The 18,157-nt window shown below is 70.3% G+C and carries 16 protein-coding genes and 1 pseudogene; 3 read left to right on the top strand and 14 right to left on the bottom strand.

Features of this window, described 5'->3' with window-relative positions:
• Positions 1–81: 81 nt before the first annotated feature.
• The 3 genes from ACFSCU_RS04680 to ACFSCU_RS04670 form a co-directional block, all read right to left on the bottom strand.
• Positions 82–1,851 (bottom strand): hypothetical protein, encoded by a 1,770-nt coding sequence (locus tag ACFSCU_RS04680; protein ID WP_180550735.1) that lies wholly within the window; start codon positions 1,849–1,851, stop codon positions 82–84.
• Positions 1,852–1,885: 34 nt separating this feature from the next.
• Positions 1,886–2,413 carry an RNA polymerase-binding protein DksA gene (gene dksA, locus ACFSCU_RS04675; RefSeq protein ID WP_333707950.1) on the bottom strand — a complete coding sequence of 176 codons (528 nt, stop codon included), beginning with the start codon at positions 2,411–2,413 and terminating at the stop codon, positions 1,886–1,888.
• A 482-nt stretch (positions 2,414–2,895) separates the two neighbouring features.
• Positions 2,896–3,966 carry a CobW family GTP-binding protein gene (locus ACFSCU_RS04670; RefSeq protein ID WP_180550734.1) on the bottom strand — a complete coding sequence of 357 codons (1,071 nt, stop codon included), beginning with the start codon at positions 3,964–3,966 and terminating at the stop codon, positions 2,896–2,898.
• Positions 3,967–4,184: 218 nt separating this feature from the next.
• Between ACFSCU_RS04670 and ACFSCU_RS04665 the strand changes: the two genes are divergently transcribed.
• Complete coding sequence (locus tag ACFSCU_RS04665; RefSeq protein WP_180550733.1) at positions 4,185–5,924, top strand: sensor domain-containing diguanylate cyclase; 1,740 nt, start codon at positions 4,185–4,187, stop codon at positions 5,922–5,924.
• A 5-nt stretch (positions 5,925–5,929) separates the two neighbouring features.
• On the opposite strand, the gene xerC is transcribed toward ACFSCU_RS04665, so the two are convergent.
• The 6 genes from xerC to ACFSCU_RS04635 all read right to left on the bottom strand — a co-directional run bounded on the left by xerC (position 5,930) and on the right by ACFSCU_RS04635 (position 11,866).
• Positions 5,930–6,898 carry a tyrosine recombinase XerC gene (gene xerC / locus ACFSCU_RS04660; RefSeq protein WP_377560026.1) on the bottom strand — a complete coding sequence of 323 codons (969 nt, stop codon included), beginning with the start codon at positions 6,896–6,898 and terminating at the stop codon, positions 5,930–5,932.
• 71 nt (positions 6,899–6,969) lie between these two features.
• Positions 6,970–7,644 (bottom strand): DUF484 family protein, encoded by a 675-nt coding sequence (locus ACFSCU_RS04655; protein ID WP_180550732.1) that lies wholly within the window; start codon positions 7,642–7,644, stop codon positions 6,970–6,972.
• A 17-nt stretch (positions 7,645–7,661) separates the two neighbouring features.
• Positions 7,662–8,591 (bottom strand): diaminopimelate epimerase, encoded by a 930-nt coding sequence (gene dapF / locus ACFSCU_RS04650; RefSeq protein WP_180550731.1) that lies wholly within the window; start codon positions 8,589–8,591, stop codon positions 7,662–7,664.
• A gap of 9 nt (positions 8,592–8,600) precedes the next feature.
• Entirely contained in the window at positions 8,601–9,344 is a 744-nt protein-coding gene (locus ACFSCU_RS04645; protein ID WP_180550730.1) for an ABC transporter ATP-binding protein, read from the bottom strand.
• Complete coding sequence (locus ACFSCU_RS04640) at positions 9,341–10,567, bottom strand: ABC transporter permease (RefSeq protein WP_180550729.1); 1,227 nt, start codon at positions 10,565–10,567, stop codon at positions 9,341–9,343. Before ACFSCU_RS04640 ends, ACFSCU_RS04645 begins: the two co-directional genes overlap by 4 nt.
• Positions 10,568–10,573: 6 nt before the next feature.
• Positions 10,574–11,866 carry an efflux RND transporter periplasmic adaptor subunit gene (locus ACFSCU_RS04635; protein ID WP_377560025.1) on the bottom strand — a complete coding sequence of 431 codons (1,293 nt, stop codon included), beginning with the start codon at positions 11,864–11,866 and terminating at the stop codon, positions 10,574–10,576.
• 119 nt (positions 11,867–11,985) lie between these two features.
• On the opposite strand from ACFSCU_RS04635, the gene ACFSCU_RS04630 reads away from it, so the two are divergent.
• Complete coding sequence (locus ACFSCU_RS04630) at positions 11,986–12,543, top strand: carboxymuconolactone decarboxylase family protein (protein WP_180550728.1); 558 nt, start codon at positions 11,986–11,988, stop codon at positions 12,541–12,543.
• A 114-nt stretch (positions 12,544–12,657) separates the two neighbouring features.
• On the opposite strand, the pseudogene ACFSCU_RS04625 reads toward ACFSCU_RS04630, so the two are convergent.
• Positions 12,658–13,253 (bottom strand): annotated as a pseudogene (locus ACFSCU_RS04625) (aquaporin).
• Positions 13,254–13,435: 182 nt separating this feature from the next.
• Here ACFSCU_RS04625 and ACFSCU_RS04620 point away from each other — a divergent pair.
• A complete protein-coding gene (locus ACFSCU_RS04620) occupies positions 13,436–14,137 on the top strand; it encodes a toprim domain-containing protein (protein ID WP_377560024.1) in 702 nt (233 codons plus the stop codon).
• Positions 14,138–14,234: 97 nt separating this feature from the next.
• On the opposite strand, the gene ruvB is transcribed toward ACFSCU_RS04620, so the two are convergent.
• The 4 genes from ruvB to ruvA form a co-directional block, all read right to left on the bottom strand.
• Positions 14,235–15,305 carry a Holliday junction branch migration DNA helicase RuvB gene (gene ruvB / locus ACFSCU_RS04615; RefSeq protein WP_377560023.1) on the bottom strand — a complete coding sequence of 357 codons (1,071 nt, stop codon included), beginning with the start codon at positions 15,303–15,305 and terminating at the stop codon, positions 14,235–14,237.
• Positions 15,306–15,425: 120 nt separating this feature from the next.
• Complete coding sequence (locus ACFSCU_RS04610; RefSeq protein WP_377560022.1) at positions 15,426–16,937, bottom strand: trypsin-like serine peptidase; 1,512 nt, start codon at positions 16,935–16,937, stop codon at positions 15,426–15,428.
• Positions 16,938–16,971: 34 nt separating this feature from the next.
• Positions 16,972–17,322, bottom strand: a complete 351-nt coding sequence (locus ACFSCU_RS04605) for an I78 family peptidase inhibitor (protein ID WP_180550723.1) — start codon at positions 17,320–17,322, stop codon at positions 16,972–16,974.
• Positions 17,323–17,440: 118 nt separating this feature from the next.
• Positions 17,441–18,013: a Holliday junction branch migration protein RuvA gene (gene ruvA / locus ACFSCU_RS04600; RefSeq protein WP_180550722.1), complete on the bottom strand. Its 573-nt coding sequence runs from the start codon at positions 18,011–18,013 to the stop codon at positions 17,441–17,443.
• Positions 18,014–18,157 lie beyond the last annotated feature (144 nt).

The raw sequence follows: 18,157 nt of genomic DNA, 5'->3' as shown, positions 1-18,157 counted from the left end.
CGGAACGCCGTGGCCGGGGCCCCCGGCCACCAGCGTTGTCCCCCTGGGGGGGAAGGCGCCGCAGGCGCCTCAGGGGGGATGTCAGTCCGTGCGCAGCATCACCCGCGCCGACTCGGTGATGCCGATGACACCGAAGAACGCGGCCACCAGGCGATTGACCTGCTTGAGCGTGACGCTGCGGCCCTTGCCCTGCTGCTCCATGCACCAGTTCAGCAGATCGCCGGCGGCGCCGAAGTCCACCCGCAGCAGCTTGCGGCAGTTGATCTCGTACGCCGTGGCCGTGGTCTGCGCATTCAGCGGCTGCAGCGCCTCGCCGGCGGTGCCGATGTATTCGCCCTCGAACGTGGCCTTGACGATGCCGTTGTCCACGGCCGGTCCGGCAGCCGGGGTTTCGGTGCCGGCGAAGGACGGCGCGGGCGCCGGGCCTTCTTCAGCGGGCAGTTCGCTGGGCACCAGCGTCTGCCCTTCCTCGGTCGCGTTGCTGTAGCGGCTCCTGGGTTCTTCCCAGGCGGGCGGCGACACCTCGTAGGTGACGCAATAGTTGAGCGCCACCAGTTCGAACTCGTCCATCTCGCCCATCACCCGCAGCAGCGCCAGGCGCGCCAGCCACCACTGCGGATCGGCCTCGCGATCATCGGTGGGCGAATGCCCGGTCAGCACTTCGAGGAGGCGTTCGGCACCGTGGAACTTCAGCCGCGCCGGCGTTTCGGCCCAGCGGCTGAGCACGTCGATCAAGCCGGGCACGGCCGCCGGCTCGATGGCCTTCACATGCCGCCAGTCGATGCGCCAGGGCGGCGCATGGCGATCCAGCGTGGCCTTGAGCGCGGCCACCGACTGCGTGCCCATGGTGGAAGGGCAGGTCCAGTGGAACAGCCCGGCGCTGACCGCCGCCGGCTGCACCGCCATGGGTGCGGGCGACGACACCGCCTCGGTCACCAGCGCCCACTGCGGCGCCGAGCGGCCGAAGATGGCGGCGAAATCGAACGCCGCGTCGTCGAACTTGGTCGGCTCGCTGGCGCAGCGGTACAGGTCGAACAGCGTCAGCCAGGTGTCGACGTCATCGCGCCGCGAGCCGCCCATGCCCACCAGGTCCAGCAGCACCGCCTCGGCGCCCGCCACGTCGCCGTTGGCGAAGCGGATGGCGGCCTCCTCGATCTCCGGATCCTGCTTGGCGGCGGCCACGACCTCGACGTTGAACTCCGGCACGTCGCCCAGCAGGCGCGGGCCGGCCGGGGATGAAGCTGGTGCTGGGACTGGGGCGGACACCGGCGCCATGTCGGGCACGGGTGCCAGCAAGGGAGGTGGGACGACGGGTTCGTGGCCTACCGTCTGATCCATGGTCAGCGTCGGGGCGAAGGCCGCTGCCGGGGGCAGCGTGGTGCGCTCGGCCGCGGGCAGGGACATCGGCGTGGGTGCGGTCTTCGCGTAGGGATCGCCCGCCGGCTGTGGCGCCTCCTGGCTGGCGCCCGCGGCCTGTGGCCCGGCCGCCGCGTTGCGATTGAACCAGGCGGTGGACATCTGCGCCTCGATCTCGTCGATCTTCTTCAGCGTGCGGGCGCGCTCACCGGTGTTGGCCGGCTGGCTGCTGGGGTAGAAGGACGGGCCCGCGGCCAGGTCGCTGTCCCTCAGGGTTTCGCGCCGGCGCACCTTGCGCAGCATGTCGAATTCGCGGTTGCGCACGAAATCGTTGCGGCGCTTGCGCTCGATCATCTCCTTGAGCGCCAGGCGCGACTCGGTGTCCCCGCCATTGCCCTCGGGGCGGTCAAGATCCGACCAGTGCGTGGTCGGGCTCTTGACGAACTTCACCATCTTCGACAGCAGGCCGCTGCCCTGTCCGGAATCCTTGCTCATGGCTGGGGGTTCTCCGCGATGGAAGCCTGCCTGCTCAGTCGCCGAACATCTTCTGCTTCAGCTCGCGGCGCTGCTGCGCCTCGAGCGACAGCGTGGCCGTGGGGCGCGCCAGCAGGCGCGGCACGCCGATGGGCTCGCCGGTTTCGTCGCAATAGCCGTAGTCGCCCGAGTCGATGCGGGCAATCGACTGCTCGATCTTCTTCAGCAGCTTGCGCTCGCGGTCGCGCGTGCGCAACTCCAGCGCATGCTCTTCCTCGATGGTGGCGCGGTCGGCCGGGTCGGGCACCACCACCGTGTCCTCGCGCAGGTTCTCGGTGGTCTGGCCGGCATTGGCCAGGATGTCCTCTTTCAGGCCCACCAGCTTCAGGCGGAAGTAGGCCAGCTGCTTGTCGTTCATGTATTCGCTGTCGGGCATGGCGATGACTTCGGCATCGCTCAGGTCGGCAACGTTCTTGGATTTCCAGTTGTTGGCCAGCTTCGGGTCTTTCTTGACCGGAATCGGCACGGGAGGAGCGGCAACAGTGGGCATGGGCAGATTCTTGGGTGCCGGCACCGGCGGCAATGCCGAGGGTGCAGTGGCGGACTTCCTGGCAGCGGTGCGCGGCGTCGCCGTGGTGCTGGTCTTGGCAGGCGCCTTGGGCTTGCTGTCTGTCTTGGCAGCAGCGGACGTCGCCTTGGCCGCCTGCTTGGCAGGCGTCGTCTTGGCGGGCGTGGCCTTGGGTTTGGCCGGGCTCTTGGCAGCCGCAGTTTTCACTTCTACTGTCTCCTGAAGACCCCAGCGCCACAAAGGCCCGGGGCCGACCGCATGGCCAGCGGATGAAGCATGGTCTTTTTCATCCGATGAGCGCCCTTATTGTTGGACCTTCTTGGGCGGCTGGACCAGGCCGCTCCTGAATGGGGTGCGGCCTGTGCAAAGGCGGCGATTGTAGCCACCGGAACGCGGCTGCGGCCATTTGGCCTTTACAAACGCACTGGTTCAGCCGGTTTTCATGAAAAATGATTAATCTGCAGGCTGTTCTGGAGATTTGGGCGCACCGGCGTGCTTCAGACCAGGCACTGCTCCAGCCCCTGCGTCAGGATGTCCCGAGGCAGGTCGATGCCGATGAACACCATCTTGCTGGTGCGCTGCTCGCCTTCTTTCCACGCCGGCCCCAGATCGCTGCCCATCAGCTGGTGCACGCCCTGGAACACCACCTTGCGCTCGGTGCCCTTCATCCACAGCACGCCCTTGTAGCGCAGCATGCGCGGGCCGTAGATATTGACGATGGCACCGAGGAAGTCCTCCAGCTTGGCCGGATCGAAGGCGCGGTCGCTGCGGAAGACGAAGCTCTTGACGTCGTCGTCATGGTGGTGATGGTGGCCGTGGCCATGACCGTGCTGGTGCGACGGATGGTCGCAGTGCTCGCCATCGTGGTCATGGTCGTGGTGATGGTCGTGGTGATGGTGGTCGTGCGACTCGGCCGCCAGGAACTCCGGGTCCACGTCGAGCTTGGCGTTCAGGTTGAAGCCGCGCAGGTCGAACACCTCCTTGAGCGGCACCTCGCCGAAATGCACCACCTTCTGCGGCGCGCGCGGGTTCATGTGCTTCAGGCGGTGCTGCAGCGCATCCAGTTCCCCGGCATCCACCAGGTCGGCCTTGCTGATGAAGATCTGGTCGGCAAAACCCACCTGGCGCTGCGCTTCCACCCGGTCGTTCAACTGCTGCGCCGCATGCTTGGCATCCACCAGCGTGACGATGGCGTCCAGCAGATAGGCCTCGGCGATCTCGTCGTCCATGAAGAAGGTCTGCGCCACCGGGCCGGGGTCGGCCAGGCCCGTGGTCTCGATCACCACCCGCTCGAAATCGAGCTCGCCCTTGCGCTTTCTCGCGGCCAGATCGCTCAGGGTGGAGCGCAGGTCTTCACGGATGGTGCAGCAGATGCAGCCGTTGCTCATCTGGATGATCTGCTCCTGCTCGTCGGCGACCAGGATCTCGTTGTCGATGTTTTCTTCGCCGAATTCGTTCTCGATCACGGCGATCTTCTGGCCGTGCGCCTCGGTCAGCACGCGCTTGAGCAGCGTGGTCTTGCCCGAGCCGAGGAAGCCGGTAAGGATGGTGGCGGGAATCAGGGACATGGCGTAGCGTGGCGTCGCGGCCGCCAGCCGGCAGCACGCGCACAAAGGACTGAAACAGCGCAGTGTAGTCCCGCGCCCGCCGCCTGTCCCGCCGGCCCATGCACCGCGCCGCCACGGCAGACCAGCCCGGTTTCCGTGAAATCGTGCACACCCGATGGCCGCGCGACCGTAAGCAGTTGTGATTGACTTGAGGGTTAACCCGCTGCCTGTCCCGCCCAATGCCCCGTCCCGCGCTCATCCACAGCCTCCGAACCTGGCCCGGGCTGGCCTGGGCCATCCCGCTGCTGCTGCTGCTGCTGTGCTGGCCGGCGGCCCAGGCGCAGCCCCTGCTGACGCTGGACCCGCACCCCGAGCAGGCGCGCCGCCTGGGCCCCGATGGACAGTACTGGATCGACCACACGGGACGCGCCACCCCCGACGAGGTAATGCGCTTGCCCGACACGGCCTGGCAAGCCACGCGGTCGGACCACATCTTTCCCCTGCACACCCTGGCCGACATGGTGTGGATTCGCTTTCGCACCGCGCCCATCGGGTCGACCCATTGGCACTGGTACCTCGAAATCCCCTACGCCAACCTGGACCGCGCCACCCTGTTCATCCAGGCCGACGACGGCCGCTGGACGCAGCAGGATGCGGGCGACGCCCTGTCCGTGGCCGAATGGCCGCTGCCACACCGCCAGCCGCTGCTGCAACTGCGGCCCAAGGCCGATGCGCCGGTCGTCCACCTGCTGCGGATCGGCCACGCCAACCCGACCTCGGTGCCGGTGCTGGTGACCGAGGAGCGTCAGCTGCTGCGCCGCGAGCGCAACGTGTCGGTCGGCCTGGGCGTGTACTTCGGCATCGCCGCGCTGGCCGTGCTGGTGGCGCTGAGCAGCGCCTGGCGCGGTCGCGACCTGGCCTTCGTCCTCTACGCCCTGTTCACGCTGCTGACAGCCCTGTCGGCGGCATCGCTCTCCGGCTTTGCAGGCCTGGTGCTGTGGCCAAGGCACGCCGCGTGGAACCACCACGCGGCCACGGTCCTGCCGCTGCTCACGCTGGGGGCTGCGCTGGCTTTCGTGGTGGCAGCCACCGACCTGCACCTGCGCTCCAGGCGCTTGTTCCTGTGGGCGTCCGCCGCCGTGGCCGCCGCCGTGCTGCTGGCCCTGGCCATGCCGTGGCTGCCAGCCACCTGGACCGACGAAACCGTGGGCGTGTATGCCATCGTCGCGCTGCTGCTCGGTATCGGCGTGCCCGCCTGGGCCATCGGGCACGGCGACCGTTACGCGCCAGCCGTCCTGGCGGGCATGGTGTGCCTGGCGGCACCCGCCTCGCCCTACATCCTGCGCATGTTCCAGCTGGCGCCGGTGGGCCTGCTGATGCGCTTCGTGCTGCTGGGCGGCGCGGCCCTGCAACTGGGCATTCTGATGACGACGCTGCTGGTGCGCGGGCGTGACCGCAGCCTGACGGCGCAGCGCCTGCGCGGCCTCGACCGGGTCGACCCCGCCACCGGCCTGTCGACCCCGGCCGTGGTGATGGAGCGCCTGCGCCGCATGACCGCGCGCGCGCAGCGGCAGGAGCACCAGATCGCGGTGCTGCTGATCGACCTGGTCAACCTGGGCGAGCTGCGCCAGCTGTACGGCCGCCGGGTCGACCAGGAAATTCCGCTGCGGCTGGCCAACCGGCTGCTGCACGTGATGCGCGAGATCGACACCGTCGGGCGCCTGAGCAACCGCCGCTTCATCATGCTGATCGAGGGGCCGGTGACGCAGGAAGCCATCGAGGACCAGGCGCAGCGCGTGCTGGCCCATTGCCTGCGGCCCATCAGCGGCCGCCCCGAGGGCTGGCGGCCCAGGCTGCGCATGGCCCTGGGCGTGATGCCGCGCGACGGCCGCCAGCCCGACCTGATGCTCGACAAGCTGGCCCTGATGCTGGACACCGTGGCGCCCGGCGACAACCGGCTGCTGTTCCGCTGCCAGTAGGCGACTCAGCCCTTGCGCCGCGCACGCGGGTGCGCCGCGTCGTAGGCCTTGGCCAGGTGCTGGAAGTCGAGCCGCGTATACACCTGCGTGGTGCCGATGTTGGCGTGGCCCAGCAGCTCCTGCACCGCGCGCAGGTCGCCGCTGGACTGCAGCACGTGGCTGGCGAACGAGTGGCGCAGCATGTGCGGGTGCACCGGCGTGGCCAGCCCGGCGCGCAGGCTGCGGCGCTTCAGGCGCTGCCATACCGACTGCGCCGTCAGCCGCGTGCCGCGGCGGCCGATGAACAGCGCCTGCGCGGCCTGCGGTTGCGCAGGCACCTGATCGCGCACCGCCAGCCACTGCTGCAAGGCTTGCAGCGCGCCGCGCCCCACCGGCACCGTGCGCCGCTTGTCGCCCTTGCCATGGACCTGCACCTCGGCGCTCTGCAGGTCGAGCCAGCCGCGGCCGGCGCGCAGGGCGGCGTCGCTGGGCGCCACGTCCAGCCCGATCAACTCCCCCACGCGCAGGCCACCGCCGTACAGCAGTTCCACCATGGCGGCGTCGCGCGCGTCGAGCCAGGGGTCGTCGGCCTCGTCGGCGTGGTCGGCCAGCTGCACCGCCTCGTCCACGCCCAGCGCCTTGGGCAGGGGGCGCGGCTGCTTGGGCGCGCGCACGTCCTGCACCGGGTTGGCGCTGATCAGGCCTTCGCGCCCCAGCCAGGCGTAGAAGCCGCGCCAGCCCGAGAGGATGAGCGCGATGCCGCGCCCGCTGCGCCCGCCGGCGTGCATCTGCGCCACCCAGCGGCGCACGTGGTGGTTGCCGACCGTGGTGAGCGCCACACCGGACTGGGCGGCGAACTGGGCGAGTTTTTCGAGGTCCAGGCTGTAGAGCGCGAGCGTGCGCTCGGCCAGGCGCTTTTCAACGCGCACGTGCTCCAGGTAGCGCTCGACCAGCGCCGCATCGGCAGCGGAGATCGGGGCGGCATCGGCACTCATGTCGCTATGCATTCAATAGCTGCTTGCGCTTGCTGCATGGGCGCCAAAGGCCGATTTGGCTTGAAAACCCGTCAGGTATCCCGCACCCGCGACAGCGCCGCGCTGGCCAGTTCGGCGATGCGCTCGAGGAAGTCGGTGGCCATGCCGGCCTGGTAGCGCTGGCTGTCGGGCGAGGCCAGCACCAGCAGGCCGAAGGCCGGCTGGGTGGCGCCCGCACGCAGCGGGATCAGCGCCAGCGAGGCGGCGGCCTCCGGGTCGTCCAGCCACTGCACCGAATCGAAGCCGGCGTTGACGCCGCAGTACGGCGCCGTGAGCGACGAGGCCAGGCTTTTCACGTCGTCGCTGGCACCCTGCGCAAAGGGCTCGCCGGCGTACACCTCGGCCACGTCCCACAGCTTCAGCGCCGCCTGCGGCACGCTGAACTGCGCCTTCATCTCGCTCACCAGCACGGCCGGCAAATCGACCGGGCGCGCCACCATGAACAGCTGGCGCGACCAGCGCAGCAGCTTGTCGGCGATCAGCATGTTCTCGTTGCCGTGGCGCATCATCTCCATCAGGCGCAGCTCCAGCACCTTGATCTTCTCGCGCAGCATCTCGGCCTGGCGCTCCTGCAGGCTCACGGCACGGCCGCCGTGCGGGCTGGTGAGCTGCACGGCGCCCAGCAGGTCGGCATGGCGCTCGAAGAAATCCGGCGTGTGGATCAGGAACTGGGCGATGTCTTCTTCGGTGATGGGGTGGGTCTGCATGGTGGTTCTGCCGGCGTTCAGGCCGGGTTGGAAAGAGAGTCGGGCAGCTCGATGCTGCCCTCGAACACGGTGGTGGCGGGGCCGGTCATGAACACATGATCCTGCATGCCGCCGGCCCATTCGATGGTGAGCTGCCCGCCGCGCGCCTGCACGTCGACGCGGTGATCGAGCAGGCCGATCCGGATGCCCGCCACCACCGCCGCGCAGGCGCCGGTACCGCAGGCCAGCGTCTCGCCAGCGCCGCGCTCGTACACGCGCAGGCGCACGTGACCGCGGTCGACGATCTGCAGGAAGCCCGCGTTGACGCGGTTGGGGAACGCGGGGTGCCGCTCGATCAGCGGGCCGTGGTCGAGCACCGGCGCCGTGTCCACATCGCCCACCAGCTGCACCGCGTGCGGGTTGCCCATGGACAGGATTGCTACATTAACCATAGCTTCCTGCGCTTGACTGGCGGGCGCTGAAGCCTGATTTGGCTGCAAATCCAGCGACCACAGCTGCCACCGGTGATCGGGCGTGGCACCGGCCGGCACCGGCGTCAGGCCCGTCGGGTCGAACGGCACCTGGTCCAGCGCGAACACCGGCGCGCCCATGTCGACGCGCACACGGCCGTCGTCGGCCTCGGTCAGCTCGATCACGCCGCGCTGCACCTGCACCCGCACCGTGCGCTTCTCGGTCAGGCCACGCTCGCGCACGTAGCGCACGAAGCAGCGCGCGCCGTTGCCGCAGTGCTCCACCTCGCCGCCGTCGGCGTTGTGGATCACGTACTCGAAGTCCACCTCGGGCGACGGCGCCGGGCGCACGCTGAGGATCTGGTCGGCCCCGACGCCGAAGTGGCGGTCGGCCAGAAAACGGTACTGCGCCGCGCCCAGGCCCAGCCGGCCCTGCGTCTCGTCGAGCACCACGAAATCGTTGCCCGCGCCCTGCATCTTGGTAAAGCGAATGCGCATGGGGCCGGATTATCCCCGCTGGCCCGCGCCGGGCGGCACCCGTTCGTCGCGGGCGATGCGGCCGTCGACCAGCTCGACGATGCGGTCGCAGCGCTGCGCCAGCCGCGGGTCGTGCGTGACGACGATGAAGGCCGTGCCGCGCTCCTCGTGGATCTGGCGCAGCAGGCCGAACACGGCGTCGGTCGAGGCGGTGTCGAGGTTGCCCGTGGGCTCGTCGGCCAGCACCAGCGGCGGGTTGTTCACCAGCGCGCGGGCAATGGCCACGCGCTGCTGCATGCCGCCCGAGAGCTCGCCGGGGCGCTTGTCCATGGCCTGCGCCAGGCCCACGGCGCCCAGCAGCGCGCGTGCCCGCTCGCGCTGCGCGCTGCTCACGCGGCCCTCGGCCATCAGCGCCGGCAGCGTCACGTTCTCCAGCGCGCTGAAGGCCGGCAGCAGGTGGTGGAACTGGAACACGAAGCCCAGCGCGCGCCGGCGCAGCAGCGTCAGGGCCTGATCCTGCAGATCGCGCACCGACTGGCCCTGCAGCGCGTAGTCGCCGTCCGTCAGGCGTTCCAGCAGGCCCAGGATGTTGAGCAACGTGCTCTTGCCCGAGCCCGAGGGGCCGATCAGCGCCACGAATTCGCCCGGCGCCACGCGCAGATCCAGCCCGTGCAGCACCTCCACCTCGTTCGGCTGGCCCAGGTTGTAGCGCTTGACCAGCTGGCGCAGCGCGATCAGCGGCACGGCGGTGTCGGCGGGCGCGGGCGTGCTCACAGCCGGATCGCCTGCGCCGGGTCCATGCGCGCGGCGCGGCGCGCCGGCGCCAGCGCGGCCAGCACGCCGCACACGGTGGCCAGCAGCGCGGTGTAGGCCGCCGTGCCGGGCGGCAGGTGGATGACGAACATGGGCTGCCCGTCGGGCCCCACCGCCAGCGTGGTGAACAGCCACACCAGCAGCATCGCCAGCAGCACGCCCAGCACCGAGCCCAGCGCGCCCACCACCGCCCCTTGCAGCAGGAACACGCGCAGAATCTGCCCGCGCGTGGCGCCCATGGCGCGCAGGATGCCGATCTCGCGCTGCTTCTGCACCACCGACACCACCAGCACGCTGGCAATGCCCAGCACCACCACGGCCGCCACCACGCCGCGGATCACCGCCGTGCTGATGCTTTGCGCGCGCAGGGCCGACACAAGTTGAGCATTGGTCTCCTGCCAGCTCTCGACCTTGTAGGGCAGCGCCTGGCGCAGTTCGGCGGCCAGGCGTTCGGCCTGCCACACGTCGGTCACCTGCAGCTCCAGCACGGTGGCGCCACCGGGCAGCTCCAGCAGGCTTTGCGCGCTGCGCAGCGGCACGATGACAGTGCGGCGGTTCAGGTCCTTGATGCCCAGGTCGATCAGCCCGGTGACGCGCATCGAGTCGGTGACGCGCCCGGTGTTCACGCTGAAGCGGTCGCCCACGCGCAGGCCCAGGTCGCGCGCCAGCTCGGTGCCGACGATGGCGTCGCCCGGCTCCAGCCGCGCCGCGCCATCCACCAGCTTGCGGCGCAGATCGACCATGCGGTCGTAGCGCGCCAGTTCCACGCCCATCAGCGCGATCGACTGCGAGGCCTCGCCGCGCAGCGCCAGCCCGCTGCCCGACACCATGGGCGAGACGGTGCGCACCTCGGCGCGCCGCTCCAGCAGCGGCACCAGCGCCTGCCAGTTGGCCACCGGGCGCAGGCGCTGGGCGCGCGCCTGGCGTTCGCTCAGCGTGTGGGTGGCGGCGTCGCGCGGCCAGCTGGGGGTGACCACGTCGTCGGGCGCGCGCAGCGCCACGTGCGCCTGCGTGCCCAGGGTCTTGGCCACGGTGTTGGCCTGCAGGCCGTCGATGAGCGCAGTGACGTAGGCGATCACCGCCACACCCGCCGCCACGCCGACGATGATCAGCACGCTCTGCATGCGCCCCTCGCGCAGAAAGCGCAGCGCCACGCGCCATTCGAAGCCGAGCCAGCCCGCCATGGCCCGTCAGCGCCCCTTGGCGTTGGTCAGGGTGGCGCCGGCGTCGCTGCGCGTGCCGAAGTCATGCGCCGTGCCGGGGTGCCAGTCGATGGCGCGCGGCCGGGCACGCTGCCCCGGCGCGGGCGCGCTGCCAACGATCACGGCAGTGCCTTCGGCCAGGCCGTCCAGCACCTCGGCCGCCTCCAGCGTGCGCAGGCCCAGGCGCACCGGGCGCGCCTGCACGCGGCCATCGCCCAGCACCCACACGCTGTCGGGCGCGCCCGGCGCCGCACCCGGCGCGGGACTGCGCAGCGCGGTGAGCGGCAGCGCCAGCGCGGCAGGGCGCTCGCCGGTGCGCACCTCCACCGACAGCGTCATGTCCTCGCGCAGGAAATCCGGCGGCGCCTGCCGCGGCGCCAGCTTGACCTCGACCGAGCCGCGCTGCGCATCCACCGCCGGCGCCAGGCTGCGCAGCTGCGCGGCAAAGGGCTGGGCCGGAAAGGCATCGGCCACCACGCTGGCGGCCTGGCCGGGCTGCAGCTGGTCGAGAAAGCGTTCGTCCACCTGGGCCACCAGCTCGGTCGGGCCGGCCAGCGCCAGGCTCAGCAGCGCGCTGCCGGGCTGCACGATCTGCCCCGGCTCCACCTTGCGCAGCAGCACGCGGCCGTCGGTGGGCGCGTGCACCACCGTCTGCGCCAGGCGCGCCTGCGCGGCCTGCACGGCGGCGCGGGCCTGCTGCAGCTGGGCCTCGGCCTGCGCCAGCTCGGCGCCGCGCTCGCCCACGGCCTGCGCCTGGGCGCCGGCACCGTCGCGCTGGGCGCGCGCCACCGCCACGGCGCGGCGCGCGTCGTCCAGCCGCGCCTCGCTGATGAAGCCGCTGGCCACCAGCTGCTGGGTGCGCGCCAGCTCGCGCGCGGCGGCGCGCAGCGTGGCGTCGGCCTGGGCGAGCTGCGCCTGCGCCTGGGTGCGCCCGGCGCCGCGCAGGCCCGCCAGGCGTGCCTGCGCCTGCTGGGCGTTGGCCTGGGCCTGGGCCAGCGCGGCCTGGGCTTCGTCGGTCTCCAGGCGCAGCAGCACGTCGCCCTGGCGCACGGCATCGCCCTCGCGCACGGCCACGTCGGCCACGCGGCCGGTGAGCGTGGCACCCACGCTGACGCGCGAGGTGGTGGCCACGCGGGCCGAGAACTGCAGGGTGCGCACCAGCGGGGCGGTGCCGAGCGTCACCACATCCACCTGTGGCGCCTGCAGCCGCCATGCGGCCGCCGCTGCCCCCACGATGTGCAGCACCACCAAAGCCCACAGGGCGGGCCGCCAGCGCTTCATGCCACGCACCTCGGCGCGCGCGGGATGCAATGGGAACAGGACAAACCCCGCGAACCGGACATGCGAAGGATTATCCGCATATGCTTGCCGCACCCTTCATCAGCCGCCGAGACCCAACCATGCGCATCCCCGACTGGACCCCCGAAGCCAAGCCCCAGCCCGCCGAACTGGTCGACGCCATCCTGGCGCGCCGCGGCGGCCAGCTCATCAACCTGGACAAGGCGCTGCTGTGGAGCGAGCCCCTGGCGCGCGGCTGGAACACCTACCTGAAGGCCGTGCGCACCGAGCTGCCCACCAGCCCGCGGCTGCGCGAGCTGGCGATCTGCACCGTGGCGCTGCTGACCGGCGCGCTGTACGAATACCACCACCACGCGCCGGACTTCCTGGCCGCCGGCGGCACGCAGGCTGAGCTGGATGCGCTGGATCGCGTCGTCGCCGGCGATGCGCGGCGCAGCGCCGCCGATGCAGCGCTGGGCGAGATCGAGCAACTGGTGATTCGCTACGCCGCGCAGATGACGCGCGACGTGCAGGTCGAAGACGCGCTGTTCGATGCGCTCAAGGCGCACTTCGACACCACGCAACTGGTCGAGCTCACCGCCGCCATCGCCACCTACAACATGGTGGCGCGCTTTCTGGTGGCGCTGGGCGTCAGGCCCGAGGCGCAGCCGGGTTTGTAAGTCTTTTCGGGCCTTGGCGCTTGCAGGACAAGCGCAAAAAGCTATGCTAAAAATAGCAAATCGCCGCCACTGACTGGCGGTGATGGCGATTTGCAGTGGGCCGATGCGGCGTGTTCAGTCGCGATCGCCGACCACCGCCTTGTAGACCACCGCGCCGGTCATGCCGCCCACAATCGGCGCCACCCAGAACAGCCACAACTAACTTAGCGCGCCGGTCTGCGCAAACAGCGCCACGCCGGTCGAGCGCGCCGGGTTCACCGAAGTGTCCGACACCGGAATGCTGACCAGGTGAATCAGCGTCAGGCACAGGCCGATGGCGGTCGGCGCAAAGCCGGCCGGCGCCTTGCCGTGTGTCGAACCCATGATGACGAACAGCAACATCGCCGTCATCACCACCTCGCACACCAGCACCGACACCATCGAGTACTTGCCCGGCGACAGATCCAATCACCTGAGCCGCCACGTAAGGCACCAGGTCCTTGGTCGGAAGCGGCCGCCGGCCTCAGGCCAAAGCTCACCGCCGGGTTCAAATGGCAGCCCGAGATGTGGCCGATGGCGTAGGCCATCGTCAGTACCGTCAGGCCAAACGCCAGCGCCACGCTGTGAAAGCCGATGCCCAGCTGCGGAAACGCCGCCGCCAGCACCGCGCTGCCGCAGCCGCCCAGCACCAGCCAGAAAGTGCCGATCAGTTCGGCCAGATACTTGTTCATGATGCAACCTCCACACACTCGCTGTTGAACACGGAGTGACTACTAATGACTGATGTCAACTCGCCACGGGCGCGCGCTTCACCCCCCATTTGCGGCGCGGCTGCGGTGGCGTGCACAAGGATTTTGAGAGCACACGTATAAATGTTGCCAAACGCTACCTCCGAGGCCGCGAGGCGCCCGTCATGAGCCTGGCGCGCCGCTCGCAAGCGGGCATGACGCTGATCGAAAGCCAGCGCCACGGGGCGGGTTGCGAGCTGTTCCTGGTAGAAGGCGAATCCGCCGCCGGCGCCGTCGCGGCCGTGCGCGACGCCCGCACGCAGGCCGTGCTGGCGTGCCAGGGCAAGCCGCTGAACGCCTGGCGCGCCACGCCGGCGCGCGTGGCGGCCTACCCGCTGTACCCGCAACTGGCCAGCGCGCTGGGCTGGTCATCGGTCGTGGACAGCAGCGCCACGGCGGCGCCGCGCTTCGAGCGCGTGATGCTGCTGTTTGACCCCGATGCCGACGGCATCCACATTGGCGCGCTGTTGCTCTTGTATTTGCAGCGCTTTGCGCCCGCCCTGCTTGCGCAAGGCCATGTTTTCATGGTCAGGGCGCCACTGGCCGGCCTGCGCGTGGCCGCGCGCGATACCGGCGAAGTGGAAGACGTGTGGGCCTACTCGCCCGAACAGGCGCGCGCCCTGCGCCAGCGCGCCGCCGCCGCGCCCGAGCGCTGGGCCGTGCTGCGCGAATGGGGCTTTCGCGGCCTGGCCAGCCTGCCGCCCGAGGTGCTGCGCGCTACTTGCGTCGATGCCGCCACGCGGCGCGCCGATGTGGTGACGGCGGCGCAGATACAGGCGGTGGTTGATGTGTTTGGGGGTGCGGGCAGAACGTCGTCTGGACGTTGACTACATTTTTTATAGCTGTTGGCGCACGTCCCAATTGCGCCAGCGGCCCATTCGGCTTGAAACTCTCAAGCGCCTGCGCGTCTGCTCGCCGCCACCATCACGCCGCGCCGAACAAGCCCCCCGCACCCTGCGGGGCGGCCACGCCCAGGTGCCGATACGCCGCCAACGTGGCCACGCGACCGCGCGGCGTGCGCTGCAAGAAGCCTTGCTGGATCAGGTAGGGCTCGATCACGTCTTCGATGGTGCCGGCCTCTTCGCCGATGCTGGCGGCGATGTTGTCCAGGCCCACCGGGCCGCCGTCAAAGCGGTGGATCACGGCTTCCAGCAGCTTGCGGTCCATCACGTCAAAGCCTTCCGGGTCGACGTCCAGCATGGCCAGCGCGTCGTGCGCTATTTTTTTGGAGATGTGGCCATCGCCCTTGACATCGGCGTAGTCGCGCACGCGGCGCAGCAGGCGGTTGGCGATGCGCGGCGTGCCGCGGCTGCGGCGCGCGATCTCGAGCGCGCCTTCGGCATCGGCTTGCACGTTCAACAGACCGGCCGAGCGGGTGACGATTCGCGCCAGCTCTTGCGGCGTGTAGAAGTCCAGCCGCGCGACGATGCCGAAGCGGTCGCGCAGCGGGTTGGTCAGCATGCCGGCGCGCGTGGTGGCGCCCACCAGGGTGAACGGCTGCAGATCGAGCTTGATCGAGCGCGCGGCCGGGCCTTCGCCAATCATGATGTCGATCTGGTAGTCCTCCAGCGCGGGGTAGAGGATTTCTTCCACCACCGGCGAGAGGCGGTGGATCTCGTCGATGAACAGGACGTCGTTTTTTTCCAGGTTGGTCAGCAGCGCCGCCAGGTCTTTCGGCTTTTCGAGCACCGGCCCGCTGGTCTGGCGCAGGCTAACGCCGAGTTCGTGCGCAATGATGTGCGACAGCGTGGTCTTGCCCAGACCCGGCGGGCCGAACAGCAGCACGTGATCGAGCGCCTCGCCGCGCTTTCGCGCCGCGCCGATGAATATCTCCAGCTGCTCGCGCGCCTTGCGCTGGCCCACGTACTCGTCCAGCAGCTTGGGGCGCAGCGCACGCTCCAGCGCCTCCTCGCGCGGTGAGGCCACGGCTGCGGAAACCATGCGCGGCGCAGCCCCGCCCGGCGGCAGGGCAAACTCGTCAACGGTGATGCTCATGGGCCGACATTCTGCCGCCTGCAGGCGTGGCGCAGGCGGCCAGGGAACGGGCCCCCGGGGGAGGCCCGTGCTTCGCGGCGGGGCACGCAGCGCCGCACCCGCCGCGCTGGCGTCAGCGCGTCAGCGCGTCAGCCAGTTGCGGATGCCGTCCGCGAACGAAAGCTCGAAGCGGCCGTAGGCGTCTGTGCCGCTCGGGTTCTGGCAGCTGGCGCTGCCCGAGCTAAGCGCGCCCACGACGTAGCGAACGTCGTTGGCCTGCACGAAGATCGCCGAGCCGCTGCTGCCGCCTTCGGTGGTGCCTTGGCGCCAGGAAACGCGGAACATGGCGCCATCGCTCACGCCGGCCTCCAGGCACTGCGCGCTGCCATTACTGCCGAAACTGCAGTTGGTGTAACCGCGGATGCTGCCGATGCTCATCTTCTGCAGGTCGCCCGCGGGGTGGTGCACACCCAGCACGTCAACGCCCGGCACCGCTTCGCTGCCGAAGTACGAGCCGGCGTACACCACGTTGGCCGGTGGGGCGCTGTTGAGCTGCACCAGGGTGGTGTCGACAATGGCGCGCGTATAGAGCAGGCGCGCGCCGCCGGTCATGCGCACGGCGTTGGGGTCGAACCGGGGGGCGCTGCCGCACGATTCGGCGCGGAAGAACCAGTAGGTGATCAGGTTGCTGGCCGCTTCCTGGCTCGAGATGCAGTGCGCGGCCGTCAGGAAGTACGGGGTGAGGCTGTTGCGCGTGTCGTTCAGCAGCGTGCCGGTGCAGAGCAAGGTTCTGCCACCTTCGGTGAACACCATCTTGGCCACCGCTCGGCCTTCGGTCTGGTAGCTGCCGCACATGACGTCGACGTTGCAGCTGCCCGCGTTGCCGATCTCGTCGACGTCCTTCGGCTGCTCCATGGCCTGCGCCACCGTCTGCGTCAGGTGCGACAGCTGCGGCACGGCCAGCTGCAGCTGGTCGGTGGCCACACCGGCGGGCAGCTGCACTTCCAGCGTGCTGACGGCGCCCGGCGTGTCGGGGCCCCAGACCATGCGCGCGGCATCGGCCTTCAGGCCGGCGCTTTCGTTGGCCTGGCGCAAGGCACTCAGCTCGGCGGCGGTCATCTCCACCACTTCGCCGCTGGCGCCGTAGAAGCGCAGCACCGCGCCCTCGGGCACTGCCTGCGCCAGCACGCCCAGGCGCACCGCCTTGGCGCCCTCGGCCGTGAAGGCCACGGCCGCCACGCGCGAGCCGTCGGTCAGGGTGGCCCAGCGCAGGTGGCGGGCCAGTTCGGCGGTGGTGGCGGTGGCGCGAACATCGCGGCCTTCGCCGATCTGCAGCGCCGTGCCCTTGGCGGCGGGCGCGGCGGACTTGGCGGCGGCCAGCGGCCCCAGGGCCACCTGACCCACGGCGGCGCCCGCCGGCAGGCGGCTGGCCACGGCGGCGGCGGTCTTGGCCGGCGTGCTGCGCGGCAGGGTGGCGGTGTCCAGCGGCTCGATGCGGTCGCCACCAGGCGCGGGCGCCGGTGCCGGTGCCGGTGCCGGTGCCGGTGCCGGTGCCGGTGCCGGTGCCGGTGCGGGCTCATCGTCGGAGCCGCCGCAGGCGGCCAGGGCCAGGGAGGCGGCCAGGGCCGTCCACAAGACGTGTCGTTTCAGCATGGTGTGCGTTCGGTTCAGGTTGAAGGGGAACGGATCAGCCGCAGTGCACGCGGGTGATGCGGTTGTCGGCGCCCACGATCACGTTGAGGCGACCGACCTGGTATTCCTTGGTGATCATGCTGTCGGGGCGCAGCATGCGGGCCTCGTCGGCACCGGCGGCGGCCAGGGCCTGGGCCAGGGTGGCGTCGGTGAAGGGCTGGCCCACCAGCGACTGCACGGCCTGGGCGTTGCACTGGTTGCGCGGCGGCTGGCCGGTGGTCGCGCGCGTGGCGGCGGCGGGCTTGGCCTGGGCGTCGGCGGCGCTGGCGCCGGGCCCGCCGCTGCAGGCGGCCAGCGTGACCAGGGTGCCAAGCGCCAGCAGCGCGGAGAAAGCGTTGACTCGCATGAGAAAGGGCTCCAGGAGGATGGCTTCAGGAAAGGGCTGCGCGGGCGAACCGCCGATGCCGCGCCGCGCATGCTAACGGAGTAAGTTGACGCCGCCGTAACAAAACAGAAGTATGGGCTTACTTGGCCAGCGCACGCAGCGCGAGCTTGATGCCCTCGCTCACGCCCACGTCCGGCGGCAGGGTCTTGAGTGCGGCGGCGGCTTCCTTGTCGCTGTAGCCCAGCGCCAGCAGGGCCTGCTGGATGTCGCTTTGCGCATCGCTGGCGGGTGCCTGCGGCGCGCCCAGGTCGGCGCCGAGCTTGCCTTTCAGCTCCAGCAGCAGGCGCTCGGCGGTCTTCTTGCCGATGCCGGGCACCTTGGTCAGGCGTGCGCCGTCCTGGGTGCTGACGGCCTGCGCCAGGTCGGCCACGCTCATGCCCGACAGCACAGCCAGCGCCATGCGCGGGCCGATGCCGCCGATCTTGATGAGTTCGCGGAAGGCGGCGCGCTCGGTGTCGCTGCCGAAGCCGTACAGCAGTTGCGCGTCCTCGCGCACCACGAAGTGCGTCAGCAGCGTGGTGCGCTCGCCCAGCGCGGGCAGGTTGTAGAAGGTGCTCATGGGCACCCACACTTCGTAGCCGACGCCCTGACAGTCGATCAGGATTTGCGGCGGGTTCTTTTCGGCCAGCAGGCCGCTGAGGCGTCCGATCACGGGCAGGCTTTCAGTCAGGGGGCACGGGTTGGGCCGCGCCGGGCGCGCGGGGGAGGCTCGATGATACGAACCGGGGACTGCGCGGCCGAAAAGGCGGCGCGTGGCAGGGGGGGGGGACTTGCCAGATTTTTCCAGGTATCGAAT

The sequence above is a fragment of the Ottowia beijingensis genome, assembly GCF_042680925.1.
Taxonomy (GTDB): domain Bacteria; phylum Pseudomonadota; class Gammaproteobacteria; order Burkholderiales; family Burkholderiaceae_C; genus Ottowia; species Ottowia beijingensis.
Note: the sequence above shows the minus strand (reverse complement) of the source record. Positions and strands in the feature narration are given on the sequence as shown.